This is a genomic window from Sorangium sp. So ce834 (genome assembly GCF_051521425.1).
Lineage (GTDB): Bacteria > Myxococcota_A > Polyangia > Polyangiales > Polyangiaceae > Sorangium > Sorangium cellulosum_D.
The window spans coordinates 5,665,888-5,685,440 of record NZ_CP150351.1 but is presented as its reverse complement, the minus strand read 5'-3'; the positions used below and the strand labels follow the sequence as shown (position 1 = coordinate 5,685,440).

General features: G+C 71.2%; 14 protein-coding genes. 2 read left to right on the top strand and 12 right to left on the bottom strand.

The window, feature by feature from the left end; translation table 11 throughout:
- The first annotated feature begins 84 nt into the window (after positions 1-84).
- Positions 85-1,341 carry a dicarboxylate/amino acid:cation symporter gene (locus tag WMF20_RS20465; RefSeq protein WP_437616059.1) on the top strand — a complete coding sequence of 419 codons (1,257 nt, stop codon included), beginning with the start codon at positions 85-87 and terminating at the stop codon, positions 1,339-1,341.
- A gap of 121 nt (positions 1,342-1,462) precedes the next feature.
- On the opposite strand, the gene WMF20_RS20460 is transcribed toward WMF20_RS20465, so the two are convergent.
- The 5 genes from WMF20_RS20460 to WMF20_RS20440 all read right to left on the bottom strand — a co-directional run bounded on the left by WMF20_RS20460 (position 1,463) and on the right by WMF20_RS20440 (position 7,206).
- Positions 1,463-1,870: a hypothetical protein gene (locus WMF20_RS20460; RefSeq protein WP_437616057.1), complete on the bottom strand. Its 408-nt coding sequence runs from the start codon at positions 1,868-1,870 to the stop codon at positions 1,463-1,465.
- A 582-nt stretch (positions 1,871-2,452) separates the two neighbouring features.
- Positions 2,453-2,857: an SPW repeat domain-containing protein gene (locus WMF20_RS20455; protein WP_437616055.1), complete on the bottom strand. Its 405-nt coding sequence runs from the start codon at positions 2,855-2,857 to the stop codon at positions 2,453-2,455.
- Positions 2,858-3,281: 424 nt separating this feature from the next.
- Positions 3,282-4,364 carry an alpha/beta fold hydrolase gene (locus tag WMF20_RS20450; RefSeq protein WP_437616053.1) on the bottom strand — a complete coding sequence of 361 codons (1,083 nt, stop codon included), beginning with the start codon at positions 4,362-4,364 and terminating at the stop codon, positions 3,282-3,284.
- A gap of 276 nt (positions 4,365-4,640) precedes the next feature.
- Entirely contained in the window at positions 4,641-5,672 is a 1,032-nt protein-coding gene (locus WMF20_RS20445) for a M23 family metallopeptidase (RefSeq protein ID WP_437616051.1), read from the bottom strand.
- A gap of 94 nt (positions 5,673-5,766) precedes the next feature.
- On the bottom strand, positions 5,767-7,206 hold the full coding sequence (locus WMF20_RS20440; RefSeq protein WP_437616049.1) for a DEAD/DEAH box helicase: 1,440 nt from the start codon (positions 7,204-7,206) through the stop codon (positions 5,767-5,769).
- Between the two features lie 455 nt (positions 7,207-7,661).
- Between WMF20_RS20440 and WMF20_RS20435 the strand changes: the two genes are divergently transcribed.
- Positions 7,662-8,942, top strand: a complete 1,281-nt coding sequence (locus WMF20_RS20435) for a hypothetical protein (protein ID WP_437616047.1) — start codon at positions 7,662-7,664, stop codon at positions 8,940-8,942.
- A 25-nt stretch (positions 8,943-8,967) separates the two neighbouring features.
- Here the strand turns inward: WMF20_RS20435 and WMF20_RS20430 are convergent, their stop codons facing one another.
- From WMF20_RS20430 to WMF20_RS20400, 7 genes are all read right to left on the bottom strand, one after another.
- On the bottom strand, positions 8,968-9,360 hold the full coding sequence (locus tag WMF20_RS20430) for a DUF4150 domain-containing protein (protein WP_437616045.1): 393 nt from the start codon (positions 9,358-9,360) through the stop codon (positions 8,968-8,970).
- Between the two features lie 18 nt (positions 9,361-9,378).
- Positions 9,379-10,023: a DUF3540 domain-containing protein gene (locus WMF20_RS20425; protein WP_437616043.1), complete on the bottom strand. Its 645-nt coding sequence runs from the start codon at positions 10,021-10,023 to the stop codon at positions 9,379-9,381.
- A gap of 17 nt (positions 10,024-10,040) precedes the next feature.
- On the bottom strand, positions 10,041-11,090 hold the full coding sequence (locus WMF20_RS20420; RefSeq protein WP_437616041.1) for a pentapeptide repeat-containing protein: 1,050 nt from the start codon (positions 11,088-11,090) through the stop codon (positions 10,041-10,043).
- Entirely contained in the window at positions 11,087-13,735 is a 2,649-nt protein-coding gene (locus WMF20_RS20415) for a DUF2169 domain-containing protein (protein ID WP_437616039.1), read from the bottom strand. The genes WMF20_RS20420 and WMF20_RS20415 overlap by 4 nt, the downstream gene beginning before the upstream one ends.
- A 46-nt stretch (positions 13,736-13,781) precedes the next feature.
- The gene (locus tag WMF20_RS20410) at positions 13,782-14,249 is read right to left on the bottom strand and encodes a hypothetical protein (protein ID WP_437616037.1); all 468 of its coding nucleotides are present in this window, start codon (positions 14,247-14,249) and stop codon (positions 13,782-13,784) included.
- Positions 14,250-14,315: 66 nt separating this feature from the next.
- Positions 14,316-16,736 (bottom strand): type VI secretion system Vgr family protein, encoded by a 2,421-nt coding sequence (locus tag WMF20_RS20405; protein WP_437616035.1) that lies wholly within the window; start codon positions 16,734-16,736, stop codon positions 14,316-14,318.
- Positions 16,737-16,848: 112 nt separating this feature from the next.
- Positions 16,849-19,098 (bottom strand): DUF2169 domain-containing protein, encoded by a 2,250-nt coding sequence (locus tag WMF20_RS20400; RefSeq protein ID WP_437616033.1) that lies wholly within the window; start codon positions 19,096-19,098, stop codon positions 16,849-16,851.
- Between the last annotated feature and the right edge of the window lie 455 nt (positions 19,099-19,553).

Here is a 19,553-nt window from a genome sequence, read left to right as displayed (position 1 = left end):
CGGCGGTCGCTCCAGCGGCCGAGGAGCGCGATCGGGGCGCGAACTCCGCGGCTCACGGCGCCGCGGCTTGTGTAAGGTGGCGTCATGTCATCGCATCGAACGATGCTGCTCGGGGTCGCGGTGGGGGCAGCGGTCGGCCTGACGGCGAACGCGGTCGCTGCGGGCTCCCCGGCGCTCACCTGGATCGTCGATTACATCACCTACCCGGTGGGCCAGATCTTCCTGCGCCTGCTGTTCATGCTCGTGCTCCCGATCCTGTTCTCGGCGCTCGTCATGGGCGTCTGCGAGCTCGATCTGAAGCACGTCGGCCGGCTCGGCCTGCGGACGCTGGGCTACACGGCCGTGGTCTCGGCCATCGCGGTGCTGATCGGCCTCGTCCTGGTGAACGTGATCCGCCCGGGCGACGGCCTGCCCGAGGCGGTCCGGAGCCTCGCGCACGGCGGCGGGATCAAGGCGGCCACCGCCCCGGTCGACACCTCGCCGGTGGGGATGATCATCGCGATGGTGCCGGACAACGTCATCAAGGCGGCGGCCGGGGGCGACGTGCTCGCCGTGATCACGTTCTCGCTGCTCTTCGGCCTCGCGCTGTCGCTCACCCCGACCGAGGCGGCGGCGCGGCTCCGCGAGGTCATCCAGGGGCTGTTCGACGTCTCGATGCGGCTCATCGAGGGGGTGCTCCGGTTCGCGGCGATCGGCGTGGGCGCGCTGCTCTTCACGATCACGTCCCGCATGGGCATCGGCATCATGCAGCAGCTGGCGGCGTACGTGCTCACGGTGCTGCTCGGCCTCGGGCTGCACATGTTCGTGGTGTACTCGCTCTCGGTGCGCTTCCTCGGCGGGATGTCGCCGGTCGCGTTCTTCCGCGGGAGCCGGACGGCGATCGTGACGGCGTTCTCGACCGCCTCGTCGAACGCGACGTTGCCGACCGCGCTGAAGGTGGCCGAGGAGGAGCTCAAGCTGCCGCCGTCCGTCGCCCGGTTCGTGCTGACCGCCGGCGCCGCGATGAACCAGAACGGGACGGCGCTCTTCGAGGGGGTGACCGTGCTCTTCCTCGCGCAGGTCTACGGCGTGTCGCTGACCTTCGGGCAGCAGGCGATCGTGATGCTCATCTCGGTGCTCGGGGGCATCGGCACCGCGGGCATCCCGGCCGGCTCGCTCCCCGTCATCGCGATGATCCTGGGTCTGCTCGGGATCCCGCCCGAGGGGCTCGGCCTGGTCCTCGGCGTGGATCGGTTCCTCGACATGTGCCGGACCGTGATCAACGTGGTGGGGGATCTGGCCGCCGCGGTGTTCGTATCGCGGGATCAGCACCCGAAGCCGCCGGAGACGGCCGGGGCGTGACCGGTCAGGGCCGGAGCGCCGCGCCTCGCGGGTGAGGCCTCGCGCCAGCACAAAACCCCGATGAGCGAGAGCCAGCGCTCCCGCTCATCGGGGTTGTTGACGTCTGTCCGCGATCCCGAGATCAGGCAGCCATCTTCATGCCGGGCATCATGCCCATCATGTTCGGCATCATCATGCCGGGCATCATGCCCATCATGTTCGGCATCATCATGCCGGGCATCATGCCCATCATGTTCGGCATCATGCCGCCCATCATCATGTTGGGCATCATGCCCATCATGCCGGGCATCATCATGCCGGGCATCATGCCCATCATGTTCGGCATCATGCGGCTCATCATCATGTTGGGCATCATGCCCATCATGTCGGACATCATCGGCATCATGCCACCCATCATGCTCGGCATCATACCCATCATACCCATCATGTTGGGCATCATCGGCATCATGCCGCCCATCGGCATCATGCCGCTCATCGACGGCATCGTCGTACACATCATCGGCATCGAGCTCATTGGCATGGTCATCATGGCTTTTCTCTCCGTCAGGTCGTTGCGGGGATGGCATAACTCCCTGCCCGGATCGGAGCAATATCCAAGGCTTGGAGCGCGTCGCTTTCCTCCAGGGGAGCGGACGGGGCTTCGGACGGAGCGGATGGATGGCCGAACCAAACGGAGGACCATCCACGATAGCGACAGGCTGCCGCTGCCGCCCTGGCCGAACAAGCCAGCAGCGCCAGGTGCATCTGGTGTTCGCGACAAATCGCTGTGTACTGGACGAAACGCGGCGGCAACGGAGCAGCCAGAGGCAGCAACGAGGGCGCGGAGAGAGGCAAAGCGCCGTGCTCATCCGCCGAACTCGTCCGCTCGTGGATGAGCTCGCCCTCTGTCATCCCGCGATGCATGAGTTTGCCGCAGGTTCGCTCGATCCACCACCGCGCCGTCGACCGCCACCACCTCTAGGGCCGGGCGCGCGGCGACCGCTTCGCAACCCGCGCCGCGCGCGCGGAGCGTCGTCGACATCCGCGTTCGCCCGTCGGGAGACAAAAAGGCGCGCGGCCGAGGCTGAGCCCCGGCCGCGGCGACGATTCGCGAGGAACGCTCACGCCGTCATCAGGAGAACGACCGGTGTTCCGAGCGGTAACGCGCGCTGGCCGCCGTCGTCGCGTAGGCCGAACGGTAGTCGGTCAGGAGCCAGACCAGGCCGATGGCCACGCCGGACACGACGAAGAAATTCCTCGCCGCGGGCGCCGCCTCATCGAAGTTGAACAGCCAGGGCGCGGCGACGAGGAACACGCCGACCGCGGCCTCGAGCGCTCCGTGGACCGGGAACGGGATGATCTTGGCGGCGCCCAGCGGAAACGCGGTGAGCAGCGTCATGCCGACGTGCACGGCGCCCAGGATATAGCAGAGCGTCTCCGGGAACCCGCCGAAGCCGAACAGCGACGGGGCCAGCAGGAAGAGGGCCGCAACTGCATAATCGATGTACCCATGAACTCGAGGCGACAGGATCTTCATGACCGACTCCTTGCAATCCTAACTCTGGTTTGAGTGCCTTCGTCGGTCTGGCGAGCTGCAAGGCGCATGCCGCAGGGCAGCCCGGCGCGGAGGGCCGTGCTTCTCGGCGAGCTCGGCGGCCATTCCATCATTCCACGGCGCCGAGGGGGGTTGGCAGCCGGCCTGCGCTGGCGTGCTGCGGCCGCGCTGGCCACCGCGAGCGCCGCGCTCCTGGAATACCGAGCGCCGCCGCGGCCTCATGGCCTGTACCCTGGAGATCTCGTCTGTGGCACATTGCCCCGAGATCGCCCACCCGCCACGGGACACGGCACCTCTCGACGGGTCATGTCCTTGGCGGAGAGGCCATGTCGTCCTGGCTGTCCAGCGCGCTCGCCCGTTCTCCCAGGCCCGCGCCGCCCCGGGAGCGCCGGCGTGCGGGGCGCCCTTAAGGAGCTTGCTCGAGGAAGCCCACGAGCGCGTCCCGGTACTTCTCGAACGCCTCGACCTGCGGCAGGTGGCCGACGCCGGGCAGCTCGACCAGCTTGGCGCCGGGGATCGCCTGCGCGGTCTTCTTGCCCAGCGTCGTGTAGTCGCCGAGCGCGTCAGCGGCCTCCTTCGGCGCCCAGGCGCGGCCGAGCGCGGTCCGATCGCGCAGCCCGATGATGAGCAGCGTGGGCGTGCGGAGGCGCGGCAGCTCGTAGACGACGGGCTGCGTGAAGACCATGTCGTACGTGAGCGCGGAACACCAGGCGATGCGCGGATACTCGGGGTGCTCCGTCCAGCCCGCCTGGATCTCGATCTGGCGCTCGTACTCGGGCTTCCACGCCCCGTCGTAATAGCTCTTGCGCTGGTACTCGCGGATGCTGTCGCGCGTCGCCTCGAGCTCCTGCTTGTACCAGGCGTCGATGGAGCGATACGGGACCACCGTCTTCCAGTCCTCGAGGCCGATGGGGTTCACGAGGACGAGGCGCTCCGTCCGGTCGGCGAACATGAGGGCGAAGCGCGCGGCGAGCATGCCCCCCATCGAGTGGCCGACCACGACCGGCCGCTGGACGCCGACGGCATCGAGCAGCCCGCGCGTCATCTCGGCCAGGCCGTGGAAGCTGAACTGATAGGCGGCGGGCTTCGTCGATTTGCCGAACCCGATCTGATCGGGCGCGATGACCCGGAAACCCCGCTCGGTCAGCGCCCGGATCGTCGGCTCCCAGGTCGCTGCGGCGAAGTTCTTGCCGTGGAGGAGGAGCACCGCGCGGCCGTTCGGCTTCTCGGGCTGCACGTCCATGTACGCCATGCGGAGCTCCTGGCGCTGCGACTCGACCTCGAAGTACTTGACCGGATAAGGATACGCGTACGACGTGAGCTCCGGGTCGAGGCCGGCCGCCGGCTTCCCCGCGGGCTGCGCGGCCGGCGGCCCTTCGGGGCGCGCGGCCGGCCGAGGCTCGACGCGGGAGGCGGGCGCGCAGCCGGAGGCCGCGACGATCGAGAGGAGGAGCGACGCGAGGACGGGGGCGAGCGCGAGCGTTCTCAACGGGGACCTTCCGGGTGGCGTATCAGGACGACGAGGGTAGCGACGCGGAGGAGCGGCGCGGGCCGCGGGTCAGAAATCTCGCCAGGGATCTGCCTCGCGAACGAAGAGAGATTTCAACGCAAAGACGCCAAGAGCGCAAAGATGCAAAATGCAAAATGCAAATAAATAATATTTGTTCTTTTTGCGCCTTTGCGCCTTTGCGCCTTTGCGTTGATCTCTCTTCGGATCCCTGGCCGGACGCCTGGTGGGGTGGAACTAGAGCTAGGAGGCCGGCCGTCACTTCGCGGGCGTGACCAGGAGCTCGGGATCGACGCGCGTCTCGAAGAGGTTCATGCGCCAGTCGAGGTGCGGTCCGTTCGTGCGGCCGGTCATGCCGACGGTCGCGACGACCTGACCTTGCTTGACCTCGTCGTTCACCTTCGCGGCGAAGCCGTGCAGATGGATGAACGTGGAGGTGAGCCCATGGCCGTGATCGATGATCATGGTGTGGCCGCTCAGCGGGAGGTCCTTCTCGACGAAGACGACCTTGCCGCAGGCGGGCGCGCGCACCGGCGACCCGACCGGCACCGCGATGTCCACGCCCCAGTGGACGCCGCCGTCCGTGCCGTTGAGCACGCGGGGCTGGCCGTACCGCGAGGTGACCGGGCCCTTCGACGGCCAGATGAAGCCGTTCTTGTAGCAGTTCTTCTTCGTATACTTGTTCCGGACGGCGTCGAGCTTCTTCTCGGCCTGCGTGAGCTTCACGCGCGTGGCCATGTCGAGCTTGACCATGTTCTCCGGGAGGTTGTCGACCTTGTCGACCTCATAGGTGCGCTGCTCCACGTCGAAGAGCTTCTCGAGCACCTGTCCGTCGTCGAACGTGATGGTCAGCTTCTCGTGCGCTGGCGCGTTGCGCGAGAAGGCGATCAGGAACTCCCCCTCATCGCTCACGGTCACGCGGTGGCCGGGGAACGCCATCCGGCGCAGCTTGCCGTTCAGCTTGGCGCGGAGGAGCCCTCCCTGCACGGCGCGCCCCTCCACCGTGAGCCGGCCGTCGTCGGCCGCGGGGGGACCGGCGTCGACCGCGTCCGCGCTCGCCGCCGCGGCCGCTCCCGCGTCGGCGTCGGCCGGGGCGGGCGCGGCGCCGGCGTCGCCCGCCGCGTCGGCGCTCGCCGGGGCCGGCGCGCTGGCCGAGGCGAGCGGCGCGGCGGAGGCATCCGGCGCCGGAGCGGCGGAGGCCTGGGCATCCGTGGCGGGCGAGCTCGAGGGAGCGCCGCGATCGCAGGCGGCGATGGTGAGCAAGCTTACGACGATGGCGGGGACGCGCATGGTCGAGATCGTGCCAGAAATTGCGCACACCGCGAAAATAATGTGGATGTGGGCAATGCAGGCACGCGCCGGTGGGAGCGGCGGGTGGAGCGGATCAGTTGTCCGCGCGCGGGGTATCGTGGCGCGGCTGCGGTCGCGCCTGGGGCTGTCCCTGCGGCTGAGGCCGCGCCTGTCCCTCGGGCCGCCCCTGCGGCTGGGGCCGCGCCGGTCCCTGAGGCCGGGCGTGCCCGTGCGGCTGCGGCCTGCCCTGCGCCTGGGGCCGCCCCTGCCCTTGCGGCCGCTGCTGGGGCCTGCCCTGCGCCTGGGGCCGCCCCTGCCCTTGCGGCCGCTGCTGCTGCGGCCGACCTTGCGCCTGGGCCCGCCCCTGCGGCTGCGCCTGATGGGCGGGCCTGGGATCGGGCTGGAGCCAGGGGATGCCGGGGATGGAGAGGAGCGGGAGGCGCTTCTGGATGAGGCGCTCGATGTCGGCGAGGTACGGGCGCTCCTCGATGTCGCAGAACGAGAGCGCCACCCCCGACGCCCCGGCGCGCGCCGTGCGGCCGATGCGGTGCACGTAGCTCTCCGGGATGTTCGGGAGGTCGTAGTTGATCACGTGCGAGATGTCCTCGATGTCGATACCGCGCGCCGCGATGTCGGTCGCGACGAGCACGCTCGTCGTCCCCTGCTTGAAGCTCGCGAGCGCCCGCTCGCGCGCGCCCTGCGACTTGTTCCCGTGGATGGCGACGGCCTCGATGCGCGCGCGGCCGAGCTGCTGGACCACGCGGTTGGCGCCGTGCTTGGTGCGGGTGAACACGATCGCCCGGCGGAGCGCGGGATCCTTGAGCACGTGCTCCAGCATCGCGCGCTTGTCGGACCGCTCGACGAAGGCCACCCGCTGGTCGATGTTCTCGGCGGTGGTGGCGACCCGCGCGACCTCGACCCGCACCGGGCGGTGCAGGATGCTGTCCGCGAGCTTCTGGATGTCCGGGGGCATCGTGGCCGAGAACAGGAGCGTCTGGCGGCGCTCGGGCAGCATCGCGAGCACGCGCCGGATGTCGTGGATGAACCCCATGTCGAGCATCCGGTCGGCCTCGTCGAGCACGAGCGTCTCGAGCCGCCCGAACGGCGAGATGCCCTGCGAGCAGAGGTCGAGCAGCCGGCCCGGCGTCGCCACGAGGACGTCGACGCCGCGGCGCAGCGCCTCCATCTGGGGGCGCTGCCCCACCCCGCCGAAGACGACCGCGGTCCGCAGGCCGAGGTTCTTGCCGTACGTGGTGAAGCTCTCGCCGACCTGCGCGGCGAGCTCGCGCGTCGGGGTGAGCACGAGCACGCGGAGCCCGCGCTGGCTCGGCGCGCCGGCCTGCGCGAGGCGCTGCAGGATCGGCAAGGCGAACGCGGCGGTCTTGCCCGTCCCGGTCTGCGCGCACCCGAGGACGTCGTTGCCCTCGAGGATCGGCGGGATGGCCTGCTGCTGGATGGGCGTCGGGGCGCTGTATCCTTCGGCCTCGATGGCGCGGAGCAGCGGTTCGATGAGCTTGAGATCGGCAAATTCCATGGACATCGGGCTCGTGGAGAGCCCCTCCTGAGCAAGGGCGGAAAGCGCCGCGGCACCGCGCCCTCCTCTGCGGAGGGCCCGATCACGGAGAGCTGCCGCCTCGCGCCTCCCTCAGCGGAGGCTGCGAGGTCCACATGACAGCGACCGAGCACCGCGACCCGTGCCAGGTCAGTCCGAGGCCGCGACTCTAGTACGGCGCGGTGAGGAAGTCGAGGCGCGACCGCGAGCCCGGCAGCGAGTCGTCGCCGCGCGCCGAGACGGACGCGACGGTCGGGCCCGCGCTCGCCGATCCGCTCCGCGCAGCGCAGCGCAGCGCCGTGCGCGGAGCGGGTTCCGTGCGCTCGGCGCATCGTGCTACACCCTCCCCGAGCCGGGGGGACCGCGGCTCGCGAGCGCCCGCGTCGCTTCGCAGCTCCCCTCCGAGCGCCGCACCCCCGCAGCACGCGCAGCACGCCATGGCCGACACCGCCGAAGCCTCGAACACGCCGGCCCAGGCCGGGCACTCCGCCCCGCAGCGCCCCGGCGCTCCGCAGCGCCGCCGCCGGCTGCGGCGCTGGGCCCTCGGCTCCCTCGCCGTCTCGGGGCTCGCCGGCGTCGGATTGTGGATCGCGGTGCACCGGATTCCGTGGATGGGCCCGCTCGTCGCGAACGGCCTGCGCTCCGTGATCGGGGCCGAGAACGTGACCGCGCTCGAGGAGACCGCCTACGGCGTCGAGGATCGCGTCCACCAGGTCCTTCGCAAGAACGAGCCGCCGAAGACGTACTGGGAGGTGCCCGAGCAGGCGCCGGCGCCGGCCGCGCCCGCCGCCGAGGCGAGCGCCGCGGTCGCCCCGGCGGTCGTGGCGGCGGCGTTCCGGCCGAAGGACGTCGGCCCCTCGCACGCGGCCTGGCCGGCGCCCGGCGACGGGCAGTGGGTGCCCATCGTGGATCGCGCGCGCCCGGGCGACCCGCCGCGCCTCTACAAGACGCTGATCCACCCGGATCCGCACCGCTCCTGGGCGGAGCTGTTCATCGTGGCGATGGATCTCGCGGGGGTCGACGTCCACCTCATGGCCGGGTCGCGGGAGCCGGCGGCGACGACCGAGGAGGGCAAGACCTACGAGCGGCCCGCGAAGATCCCGGAGGCGGACCACGAGCGGCTGCTCGCGGCGTTCAACGGCGGCTTCATGACCGAGCACGGCCAGTGGGGCATGCGGATCGACGGCGTCACGCTGGTGCGCCCCCGGGAGAACGGCTGCACCCTCGCGCTCCACCGCGACGGCCGGATGCAGATCGCGCCCTGGGCCCGCATGGCCGCCGAGGAGGGCGGCATGCGGTGGTGGCGGCAGACGCCGAGCTGCATGGTCGACGAGGGCGAGCTCCACCCGGCGCTCCGCGTGCCCGAGGTCCGCAACTGGGGCGCCACGCTGGACGGCAACACGGTGATCCGCCGCTCCGCGGTGGGGCTCGACCGCGACGGCAAGGTCCTCTTCGTGGCCATCAGCAACCACACGACGGCGCCCGCCATCGCGCTCGGGCTGCGCCACGTCGGCGCCACGGCGGTGGCGCAGCTCGACGTGAACTGGTCGTACCCGAAGTTCTTGCTCTACGAGCCCGGCGAGGGCGGCGCGCTCATGCCGGTCGCGCTGGCGAGCGGCTTCGAGTTCTCGGAAGACGAGTACATCCGCAAGCGCTCGCTGCGCGACTTCTTCTACGTCACGCGCAAGCCCCCCGCGCCCTCCGCGGGCAAGCCGTAGCCCCCGCGACGCGAGGGCCGCTCGCTCACGGCGCGAGCAGGAGCACCTTGACCTGGCTCGGCACCACCGAGACGGCGGGGCAGTTCGTGGAGTTCGTGATCGTCATGCTCGTCAGCCGCGTGGCCGGGATGCCGCCGGCAAGCACGGTGAACGATGCGGTGACGTGGCGCGACGGGCCCATCACCATGCCCGAGGCGACCCCGAGCGCGACGCCCGGGTTGTCGCCGTTCGTGAGCGGTACGGTGGTCGCCAGGTTGTGCGCCGGCGTGCACATGAACAGCACGTTGTACGCGGCCGGGATGCCCATCGGCTGCATGGAGATGTTGGGATAAGGGATCGGCGTCGGGGTCGGCATCGGCGTGAGGCACACGTCGGGGAAGCCGAGGGACATGCCCATCATCTGCGTGTTCGCGAACATCTCGTGTCCTCCGTCCTCTCACCCCAGGTGGATCTGGGGGCCGTCGATCTTGGTCAGCCCGCCGCTGTTCACGAGCGTCGCCTCCGCCTTCACGTGGAACGCGGACCGCGCCTCGAACTCCACGTACTCCGCGCGCACCGTCTCGGACCGCGCGATGAAGCGGTAGGCCCGGTCGAGCCGCTGCACCAGGCGCTCGGCGACGGTCTCCACCGACTGCGCCACGGTCTTCACGCGGTCGACGTGCGCGGTGACGCTGTCGCCGAGGAGGCTCAGCGCCCCGAGCACGGCCTCGGCGCGCCCCGCCGAGACGCGCGCGGCGCCCGCCGCGATCACGGCCTCGCCGGGCGTGAGCACCTCCACGCCGTCGCGCCCGCTCACCGAGACCTTGCCCGCGGCCGCGGCGATCTCGAGGTCGCCCTCGGCGGAGAGCCGCGCCGGCGCGTCCTCGTCGCGCTCCAGCACTGCGAGCACGTGCGAGCCGCGCTCGTGGTGCGCCACGAGGACCTCGTCGCCGAGCGCCGGGTCGAGGAGACAGCTGGCCGCGCGCCGCGCCTCGAGCTCGCCGGAGCTCGATCGGACGCGCAGGCAGCGGCCCGACACCCCCACCACGGTCGCGACCTCCTGCGCAGGCAACGCGAGCTTTCTTGCCAGATTGTCTCTCATCGATACCTCCTTGCTGCCTATCGACTCTCCGAGCGCCGCTCCGCCGCGCTCAGCTCCTCGTCGTCGCCGAGCGCCGCGGACCGGCTGGTGAACTGGGTGTCCTGCTCGCGCGTCCGGTGAAACCGCGCGCGGAACAGCTTGCAAAGCGAGAAGTCGGCCCTCGTGAGGTCCGCGTAGGAGAAGTCGGCGTACGTCAGATCGGCGCCGGTGAACGTCGCGCCGATGCAGCTCGCGTTCTTGAAGATCGCCTGGTACGCGCTCGCGCCGTCGAGGCTCGCCGCGTCGAGCCGCGCCTTCACGAAGAGCGCCTGGTCGAGCTTCGCCTTCGCGAGCGACGCGTTCGACAGGTTGGCGTCGGCGAAGAGGGCGCGCTCGAGGTTCGCCTCGTCGAGGCGGGCGCCCACGAGGGACGCCCCCTTGAAGTTCGTCTGCACGAGCCGCGCGCCCCGGAGGTCGCAGCCGCCGAGGTCCGCGTCCATGAGCTGCGCGAGCGTGAGGTCCATGCCCGAGAGGTCCTGGCCGGTGAGCTTGCTGCCGATCAGCATCGCCTTGTCGAGGCGCGCGCCGCGCAGGCTCGCCGTCGTCAGGTTCGCCTTCAGGAGCGCCGTCTGCAGCAGGTTCGCGCCCTCCAGGACGATCCGCGGGGCGTCGGCGTCGACGAGCGCGGCGCGGTCGAGGTTCGCCCCCTTCAGGCTCGCCTCCTCGAGGCGCGGCTTGATGAGGCTCGCGATGGTCAGGTCGGCGCCGTCGAGGCAGGACCGCGACAGGTCGGCTTCCACCAGGCTCGCGGCGACCAGATCGGCGCCGCGCAGGTCGGCCGCGAGGAACGTGCACTGGTCGAAGGTCGCGTGGCGCAGGCGCGCGCCCGGGAGCCGCGCCCCCTCGAACCGGCAGTCGGCGAAGACCGACTCGTGGAGCTTCGCCGAGGTCAGGTCGGCCCCCCGGAACGACACGCGCTCGAACACGGCGCCGGAGAGGTCGGCCTCGCGGAGGTCCGCGCCCGTGAGGTCCTCGTCGGTCACCGGCTCCGCGTTCGCGACGCACGCGAGGAGATCGTCTCTGGTCATCGCTTCCGCCTCGGGAACAGGGTGCGGACGACGTGGGCGTCCTTGAAGCTCGTGCGCGCGTCGCCCTCGGCGCCCATCAGGTTCGCGCGGAACAGGTTGGCCCGCTGGAACGACGCGCCGGGCACCTTCGCGCCCTGCAGCATCGCCTCCATCAGGTTCGCGTCCGAGAGCTCGGCGTCGGCGAGGTCCGTGCGGATGAGCCGCGCGCCCCGGAGGCTCGCGCCCGCGAGGCGCGCCTCGCGCAGGCTCGACTCGCTGAGGTCGCACCCGTCGGCCCGGACGCCGGAGAGATCCGCCTTCGCCATCGCGGCGCCGCGCATCGTCGCCAGGGCGAGCTCCGCGCCCGAGAGATCGGCCCCACCGAGCTCGCACGCGAGCACGAGGCGCAGGTTGTTCGCCCGGGCGCCCCGGAGAGACGCGCCCTCGGCGCGGGACTCGACGAGCGCCGCGCCCTCGAGCACCGCCTCCGCGAGGCTCGCCCCCGCCATCCGGCACCGGTAGAAGGTCGCCTTGCGCAGGCTCGCGCGGTCGAGCTTGGCGCCCTCGAGGTCGCACTCGAAGAAGAGGACCTCGTCCGCGAGCGCGCCCTCGAGGTCCCCCCGCGGCAAGCGCGCCTCGAGCAGGTCCGCGCCGCGGAGGTCCGCGCCGCGGAAGGCCGCCTCCTCGAGCGCGCCGCGCTGCAGGACCGCCCTGGCGAGGCGCGCGCCCCCGAAGTCGGCGCCGCGCGCCTGCGCCTCGCCGAGATTCGCGCCGTCGAGCGTCGCGCCCGCGAGGCGGACGCCCTCGAGGTTGGCGCGCGCCAGCACGGCCCCGGACAGGTCCGCGCCGGACAGGGTGCAGCCGCGCAGGTCGGCGCGCTCGAGCAGCGCCCGCTGCAGGGCGGCCCCGGACAGGTCGAGCCCGCGGAGGTCCGCGCCGGTGAGGTCCCAGCCGGTCATCATCGCGCGCGCGCCGGAAGCGAGCGCAGCCTCGACGCGGCCGCGCAGATCCCGCTGCGCCTCGGCGTCCGGGATGGCCGCGGGCGGCAGGTGGTGCGCGGTCAGCCGGTAGGCGGCGAGCTGGGCCTCCTCGAGCTTGCGCAGCCTCGCGAGGAACGCGGGGTCGTCGAGCTGCGCCTCGAGCTGCTCCAGCGGGGCGCCGAGCTCGCGGCCCGCCTCGGCGGTCTCGCGCATGCGGGCGATGTGCTCGTCGACGCGGAACCGCGGCGGCCCGCCGGGCTCGTTCTTCGACCGCTCGATGATCTCGTCGAGGTTCAGGCCGTGCTCGGCGAGCTCTTGGCGCGCCACGGCGAGCGCCTCCTCCTGCTTGGCCTTGGCCTCGGCCTCGATGCGGGCCGCCTCCGACTCGACCCGCTCGACGTACTCGGGCAAGTCGTCGAGCCGCGGCGGCGCCTCGGGCGGCGGCAGCTCGCGCGGGACGCCCTTCTCGTCCGGATCGATGCCGAGCGCCCGCAGGGACAGGCGCGCCTTCTCCAGCTCGCGCTGCGCCCGCTCGTGCGACCGCCGCTCCAGCACGCCTTCGCGCTGCAGGAGCTCCTCCATGTCGCCGATCTTCTCGTCCGGCAGCGCGGGCGCGCCGGGGTCGGGCTCGGGCAGGAGGTCGCGGTCGCGGAACGCCACGAGGGCGCCTTTCTTCTTGTCGAGGCGCTGCGCGAAGATGGCCTGGTAGTGCTCCATGGGGCGCGGCGCGCCGCGGCGCTCGAGCGCCGCGAGCAGGCACTTCACGTCGTGCGCGTCGTCCTCCTCGACGCGCACGACGCCGCGGAAGATCGCGATCATGCGCGCGACGTTGGGCAGGAGCACGACGGTATCGAGCCTCGTCGCGACCTCCTCGAGCGGGACGTCGCCCGCGGCGCGCGTCAAGAAGCAGCGCGCGGCGAGCGCCGTCACGCGGCTCGTCAGGGTGGCCTGCTCGGGGTGGAGGTGCTCGAGCGCGATCGGCTCGTCGCCCTGGAAGAACCCGGGCAGGCGCTGGTCGGGCGGTGCCACCATGAAGTACTCGGGGTCGAGGTCGCGGGCGAGGCCGGGGAAGTCGTTCTCGAGCCAGGCGGCGTCGTACGTGCCCGCCTTGTCCATCCGCCCGGGCCAGGTGGGGTCGAGGGGGCCGAACGCCGCGGGCGGCGGGCGATCGTTCGGCGACTTCACGAGGCGCTTCGGGTCCTCGATCTGGGGGAGCGCGTGGATCTTCTTGCCGTTCTCCTCGGTCGGCGCGAACCCGGTCCCGAGCGGGTTCGCGGCGAACCCCGGCCCGCCGAACGCCTTGTCCCAGCCGAGGGCGAGCTCGGTGAGCGGCTCGGGGTCGGTCGGCACGCCGCGCTCCCAGCGGCGCTTGCCGACGACGTACACGACCTTGTCGATGGGGCCGACCTGGACGCGCGCGCGGAACGCCGGGCGCGGCTGGCCGCCCGCCGAGAACGCCTTGCCGAAGACCAGGACCTCGCCCCGCGGCTTCGGGAGCCCTTCGTCGAGCGCGGCGTCCTTGCCGAGCTGCTTCGCGACCTCCTGCCACATCGCGATCTCCGGGAGCGGGAGCTCCGGCGCGTCGAGCGGGACATAGGCCGCGAGGCCGAGGGCGAGGAAGCGCTCCTGCTTGAGCTCGAACACGCGCTGCAGGATCGAGACGCGCTGGGGTTTGATGACGCGCATGGAGGGATAAGAGGGCTCGGGGGGCTCGTTCAGACCGGAAGAGGGCTCATCGCTTGGGCTCGCCCGTGAGGCGGCGCGCGGCGTACGCGCGAGAGAACGTCGCCCAAGTCACGTCCGGGTAGATGAGCCCGGGGTCCTCGGCGTCGATCTTCACGCCCACGGGCCTCCCGGGCTCGACCTGCGACAGGGAGCTCGTGTTGAGCTCCCATTCCGTCGTCGCGGCGTACGCAGCCCCGCTCGAGGGGCGCACATCGAGCCGGAGCTCGACGAAGGCCATGGCGCCGCCTTCGAAGGTGGTGAGCGTGCGGCTCGACGACACCGTGGCCTGGGCCGGGGTAGCGCGCGCGATCCTCTGCTTCAGCTCGGCCATCCGCTCCCTGCCCTTGGCGATGAGCGCATTTTCGCCCCGGAAGACGAAGAAGAGGATGGCCGCGATGACGATCAGCGGCACGAGGACGCCTGTGAGAGCGATGACGGTACCCATGTTGCTGCGCGCGCTTTCCTTGGCCTGCATGGGCGCTAGATCGAGGCTCGCGAGATCGGACCGCGCAGGCGGCCCGGGGGAGCTCCGTCCGGCGCGCTAGCTGAGGACATGGACGTTCGAGAGGGAGAAGCGGAGCGAGCTCATCGCGAGCCTCGCCGGCATGTGCTCGATCCGCGCCTTGACCTCCTTGAGCTCGATCGGGCGCACCGTGATGTCCGCGGAGTTGTTGATCGTGAGCGAGGCGCCGAACTTGTATGCCATCGCGACGCCGCCAGTGATGTCGAACTTGGCCGCGTAGGTCGCCGTGAAGGCGGCCGACAGCTCCAGCGTTGCCTTGAGGCCGATGAAGGTGGAGACGGCGCCGCCGACGGCCGTGGTGACCGAGAGGCCGAGGAACGTGTCGCTCTTGAACCCGCCCGTAACGTTGACGTTGTTCGAGACGAAGAGCTTCTTGAAGGGACCGTAGGTCTTGAGCTCCTCCGCGCCCTTGATCTGCCCCACGCGATTGCCGTCGATGTACTCGATCATGTTGCTCTTGACCCGGACCTCGCACTCGTCCTGCGTGTCGAGCGTGAGCTTGCCCTTGCTCTTCACGGTCGTGGTCCCGGCCTGGGTGTCGACGAGCGTATTCCCCGCCTTCGTGGTGACGGTGGTGTTCCCGGTGTCGACGTTCACCGCATAATTGCCGGTCTTCACCGTCGTCGTGGTGTCTCCCTTGACGTTGGTCACCATCGTGGCCGCGTCGACGTCGGTGAAGAGGTTGCCGCTCGTGACGTGGAGCCACGTGTCGCCCTTGACCTCGGTATACGAGGTGCCGGTCTCGACGTAGAGCTCGTGGATCCCGGACTGGACGTGGGTGATCCAGTTGTCCTTGATGGTGGCGTTCCACGACCCGCCGCCGTTCTGGCCCACCGTCTGGTCGAACGTCTTGCCCGCGTCGAGGAGCGTGTTGTCGTCGGTCTTGACGATGAGCTCGTGCCCGTCGTTGGGGGAGCCCATGCGCACGTAGGTGTTCGAGTACGGGGTCGACAGGGTGACGCGCTGCTGCCCGGCCTGGTCCTCGAGCTCGAGGCGGTTGCGGCCGCCCGTCTGGATGACGTTCTTCGTGTGGTTGCCGCTCGTGATCGGGCTCGGCGTGAGCGCGTTCGGCACGACGCCCGAGATGACCGGTCGATCGGGGTCGCCGCCGAGGAAGCTCAGGACCACCTCCGTGCCCCGGCGCAGCGGGAAGTGGAAGCCCTCGATGCCGCCGCCGTGGGGCTGCATCATGCGCACGAAGGTCGAGGCCTTCCCGCTCTTCAGGTTGCTCTCGTCGAACTTGAACTTCACGTTGTAGCGGCCGAGGTCGTCGATCTGCGCGTACTCGCTCTCGGCCGGTCCATCCACCGTGCCGTTCTCGTACCCGTAGATGCGCGGCCACGGCGTGCGGGACTCCGCGCGGAACTGCGTCTTCAGGGGGATGGCGGTGATCTCGGCGAAATAGACGTCCTCGTGCTGCAGGTCGAGCAGCTCGCGGAGCTGCGTGGACGCCGCCATCTGGTTGCCCTGGTGGCGCACCTCGATGGTGAGGTATTTCGCGTTGAACGCCGCGCGCGGGTGGTCCTCGAGCTCGAACGTGTAGCCGGATCGGAGGTGCGTGCGGGTGCCCGTCCCGTGATACAGCACCTGCCGCGCGAGCATCTCCTCGGCGCGGATCTTCGCGAGCCGCTCGCCCGCCGCCGGCGTGAAGAAGCGCTCCCCGTACAGGTTCACCTCGCCCGCGCCGTTCGGCGACACGTGGGCCGAGCCAGCGATATTGAGGTTGGGCCGGGCGTAGTCGTAGTCCTTGAGCTTGATCATCGCCGGCAGCGTCGTGTGCTGGCAGGTGAAGGTCCGGAACGACGCGCCCGCGGTCACGTCGCGACCGTCCTGCGGATAGTAGCGGACGGGCTCGCCGATGGCGTCCTCTTCATAGGTGGTGGCGTCGCAGAAGATGACCTTGTCGCCGTCCGGCGTGTGCTCGAAGAAATAGAAGATGCCCTCGCGCTCCATCCACCGCGAGAGGAAGTCGAGGTCGCTCTCGCGATACTGGCAGATGTGCTCCTCGACCTCGTAGCTGCCGAGCCGCAGCTCGTACTCGTCGGAGGCGATCCCGTTCTCCTCCAGGACGGCCTTGATGACGTCGGGCACCGATTGCCTGGTGAAGATGCGGCTGTGCCGGGAGAGGCTGAGCAGCCAGAGCTTCGGGACGAGCGCCGCGCGGAGCAGCGTGCGGCCCTCGGTCTCGTGCAGGATCGAGACGTTCGCGAAGATGCCGGAGAACACGAAAGGTGGGAGCTTGTCGGTGACCCGGTCCAGCACGAGCGAGGCCTTGGCGCCCACCGCGTCGGAGAGGTCGAACGACTCCGCGTCGTGGCCCTGGAGCTGGAGGAAGATCTCGATCTGGTACGGGCGCGAGATGGCCTCGATGCCGCGAAAGCCAACGACGCGCGTGGTGGCAGGGAGCACGCCCGAAGAGATTGTGATGAGATCATCCATGGCATTCACCTGCAACTTTCGAGGGCACGCACCGGGGATCACGCGACGACCGTGGCCGCCTGACGCCCCGGGGAGAGCTCATCATGCAGCTAGACAAAAATTGGCCGCAAGGTCAACTCCTGGAAAGTTCTCCTGGATCGCCTTCTGACGGCGGGATCTCGACGAGGGAGCGGAGGATGGCGCCGCTCGATTTGGCGCCCTCGAGCTCGACGCCATAGACGTTGGCGCCCGCGAGGTCCGCGTCGCGCAGGTCGGCGCCCTCCACGTTGGCGCGCGGGAGCTGCGCTTCCTTGAGCTTCGCCGCGCGCAGGACGGCGCCGGCGAGGTTGGCGCGCGAGAAGCCGGCGCGCGAGAAGTCGGCCTTGCTGCCGTTGATGCCGGCGAGGTTCGCCCGGTCGAAGGTGGCCTCGATGAAGCGCGCCTGCCGCAGGTCGGCGCCCTGCAGCGACGCGCCGGCGAAGGTCGCGTTCGAGCCCTTCGCGAAGGAGAGATCCGCGCGATCGAGGATCGCGGAGGAGAGCTGCGCGCGGTCCAGCGTGGTGCGGGAGAGATCGGCGCGCGTGAGGTCGGCGGCGTCGAGGCGCGCGTCCGTCAGATCCGCGCCGCGCAGGTTGGCCCCGGCGAGGCGCGCCGCCGAGAGGTTGCACCGGGCGAGGGTCGCGCCCGCCAGGTTCAGGTGCTCGAGCGACGCTCCGCTGAAGTCGATGCCGTCGAGGTCGAGGCCCGCCAGCTCCAGGTCGTCGAGCGGCCCGCGGCTGCGCAGCCTAGCGAGCAGCGTCGCGCGTGTGCCCCGGGCCCCGGCGGGAGCGTCGAGGTGCGGCGGGGGCGCGGCCACGCCGGCGGGAGCGTCGAGGTGCGGCGGGGGCGCGGCCACGCCGGCGGGAGCGTCGAGGTGCGGCGGGGGCGCGGCCACGCCGGCGGGAGCGTCGAGGTGCGGCGGGGGCGCGGCCTCGGCGCGGGCGAAGGGCATCGCGAACGGTACGGAGTCCGGGGCCGGCTCGGGACGCGGCACCGGCGCCGGCGCGGGCACGAACGGCAAGCCGGCAGGCGGCGACGGCTTGGCGCCGCCTGCCCGGGGCGGGGACGTATCGAACGGCGGCGCGAACGCGCTCACCGCGGCCTCCGCCGTCTCGCCGAGCAGCGGATTCGACGGCGTGACGCGCTCCGGGCTCCAGGGCGCCCCGGGGAGCGCGGTCCCCTGGGGCGCAGGCGCGCTCCGGGGCTTGGCCAGCGCGAAGGGCGCAAGCGGGCGGGACAGGGGCCTCGAGGGGTGGCCGTCGGAGGCCTCGCCCTCCTGCTCGTCCCCAGCGAGCGTCAGGCCACGACCGGCCCCAGGTGCGCTCCCGGCGGGGGGCGCATCGGGAAGCGCGAGGGGCGACGACGGGCCCGAGCGCGGAGACGGCCACACGAGCGGCACCCCCGGCATCTCGACGCCCGCGGCCACGCGCATCCGGGCCAGCGTGTCGCCCGGCGCGAGCGCGGCGCTCCCGCGCCAGATCATCGAGCAGAGCAGGCGATCCGCATCGACGGCCAGCGTGTCGGCGACCAGCTCGACCGGCTGTTCGTGGTCCTCGCCCCACGGCCCGGTCCGGTAGAGCCGCGCGACCCCGCGCGCCGGCGGCAGGCTCGACCGGAGCCACGGGTAGTGCGGATGCAGTCCTTCGAGGTAGACCCACGCCCCGCCGCGCAAGAAATCGAGCTGCTGGTCCGCGGGCGCGGCCTGGAAGTAGCGAAAATCGAAGCTGCCATCGAGCGCCGGCACGGGAGCGTCGGGCTCCTGGCCCTGCTGGAGGAAGCTCCGCCGCGGGGCCCATGTCCGCGCGATCGGACCGAAGCCCGCCGGCCGCGTCGCGTCGGCCGGATCCACCAGGTTCGGCAGCGTCGCGCCGAACCCCACGCCCACGGGGTTCGTCTCGACGTGCGGGCCGCCGTACGCGCGCTCGTACACGATCGGGATGCGGGCGAACGGGCGGGGGCTCGGCGCCTCGCGCGTGCGGTCGCCGTAGACGTGGAGCACCTTGTTGAGGATCCAGCGGTCATCGCCGAAGAGCGCGATCCGCACCGAGAGCGCGGTGACGGTCGTCCCCGCGGGCGCCGAGGCGTGTCCGCACACGAGGACCCCTGCGCTCGGGAGGTAGGGTGCGGTCTCGCAGGCCTGCTCGAGGCTGCCCCACCCATCCCGAGGAACGTCGGCGCCGACGAGAGCCGCCGGAGCGGCGAGCTCCGCGGTGCGCTCGTGGACGAGGGAGAAGGTGGCCTTGACGATGACCGTGAGCCGCTCGGCGCCCTGCATACGCCACAGGACGGCGCCGCACGAGGCCGGCGTCAGGGTGGCGACAGGGAGGGGCCAGGGCGACTGCACGAACGAGCTCTCGAGTCCCGCGCGCCTCGACCGCGACGGAGGGCTCTTGGGCCGTGCAACGTACCGTGGCGCGCCTCGCGGATGCAAGCGGGCGCAGCGAAGGTGAGGGAGGTCGCCTGTCCGGATCGCTCCAGGTAGGAGCGTGTCGTTCCGGAGACCTCGCCGCGAGCACCCCGGCCCAGTCGACCGGCGAGCGGACTCGACGCGATAGCGGGCGATAGAGGTGCGATGGCCCCGCGCGCCGCACGCGTCTCCGTCGACGCGCGTCGCGCTCGACGCCCGTCGACGACCGCCTTTCCGCTCCATGTCGCATCCACGTCGCGCCCGCCCCGCCGGCAATGACATTACGGCGAGCGACCATCAATTCCCACGCTCAGCGCTCCATCTTGGATCTTTACGATTCGCGCATCGATTTTTCCATCAATTATTCAACAAAAGCATCGGTGTCCGCGATT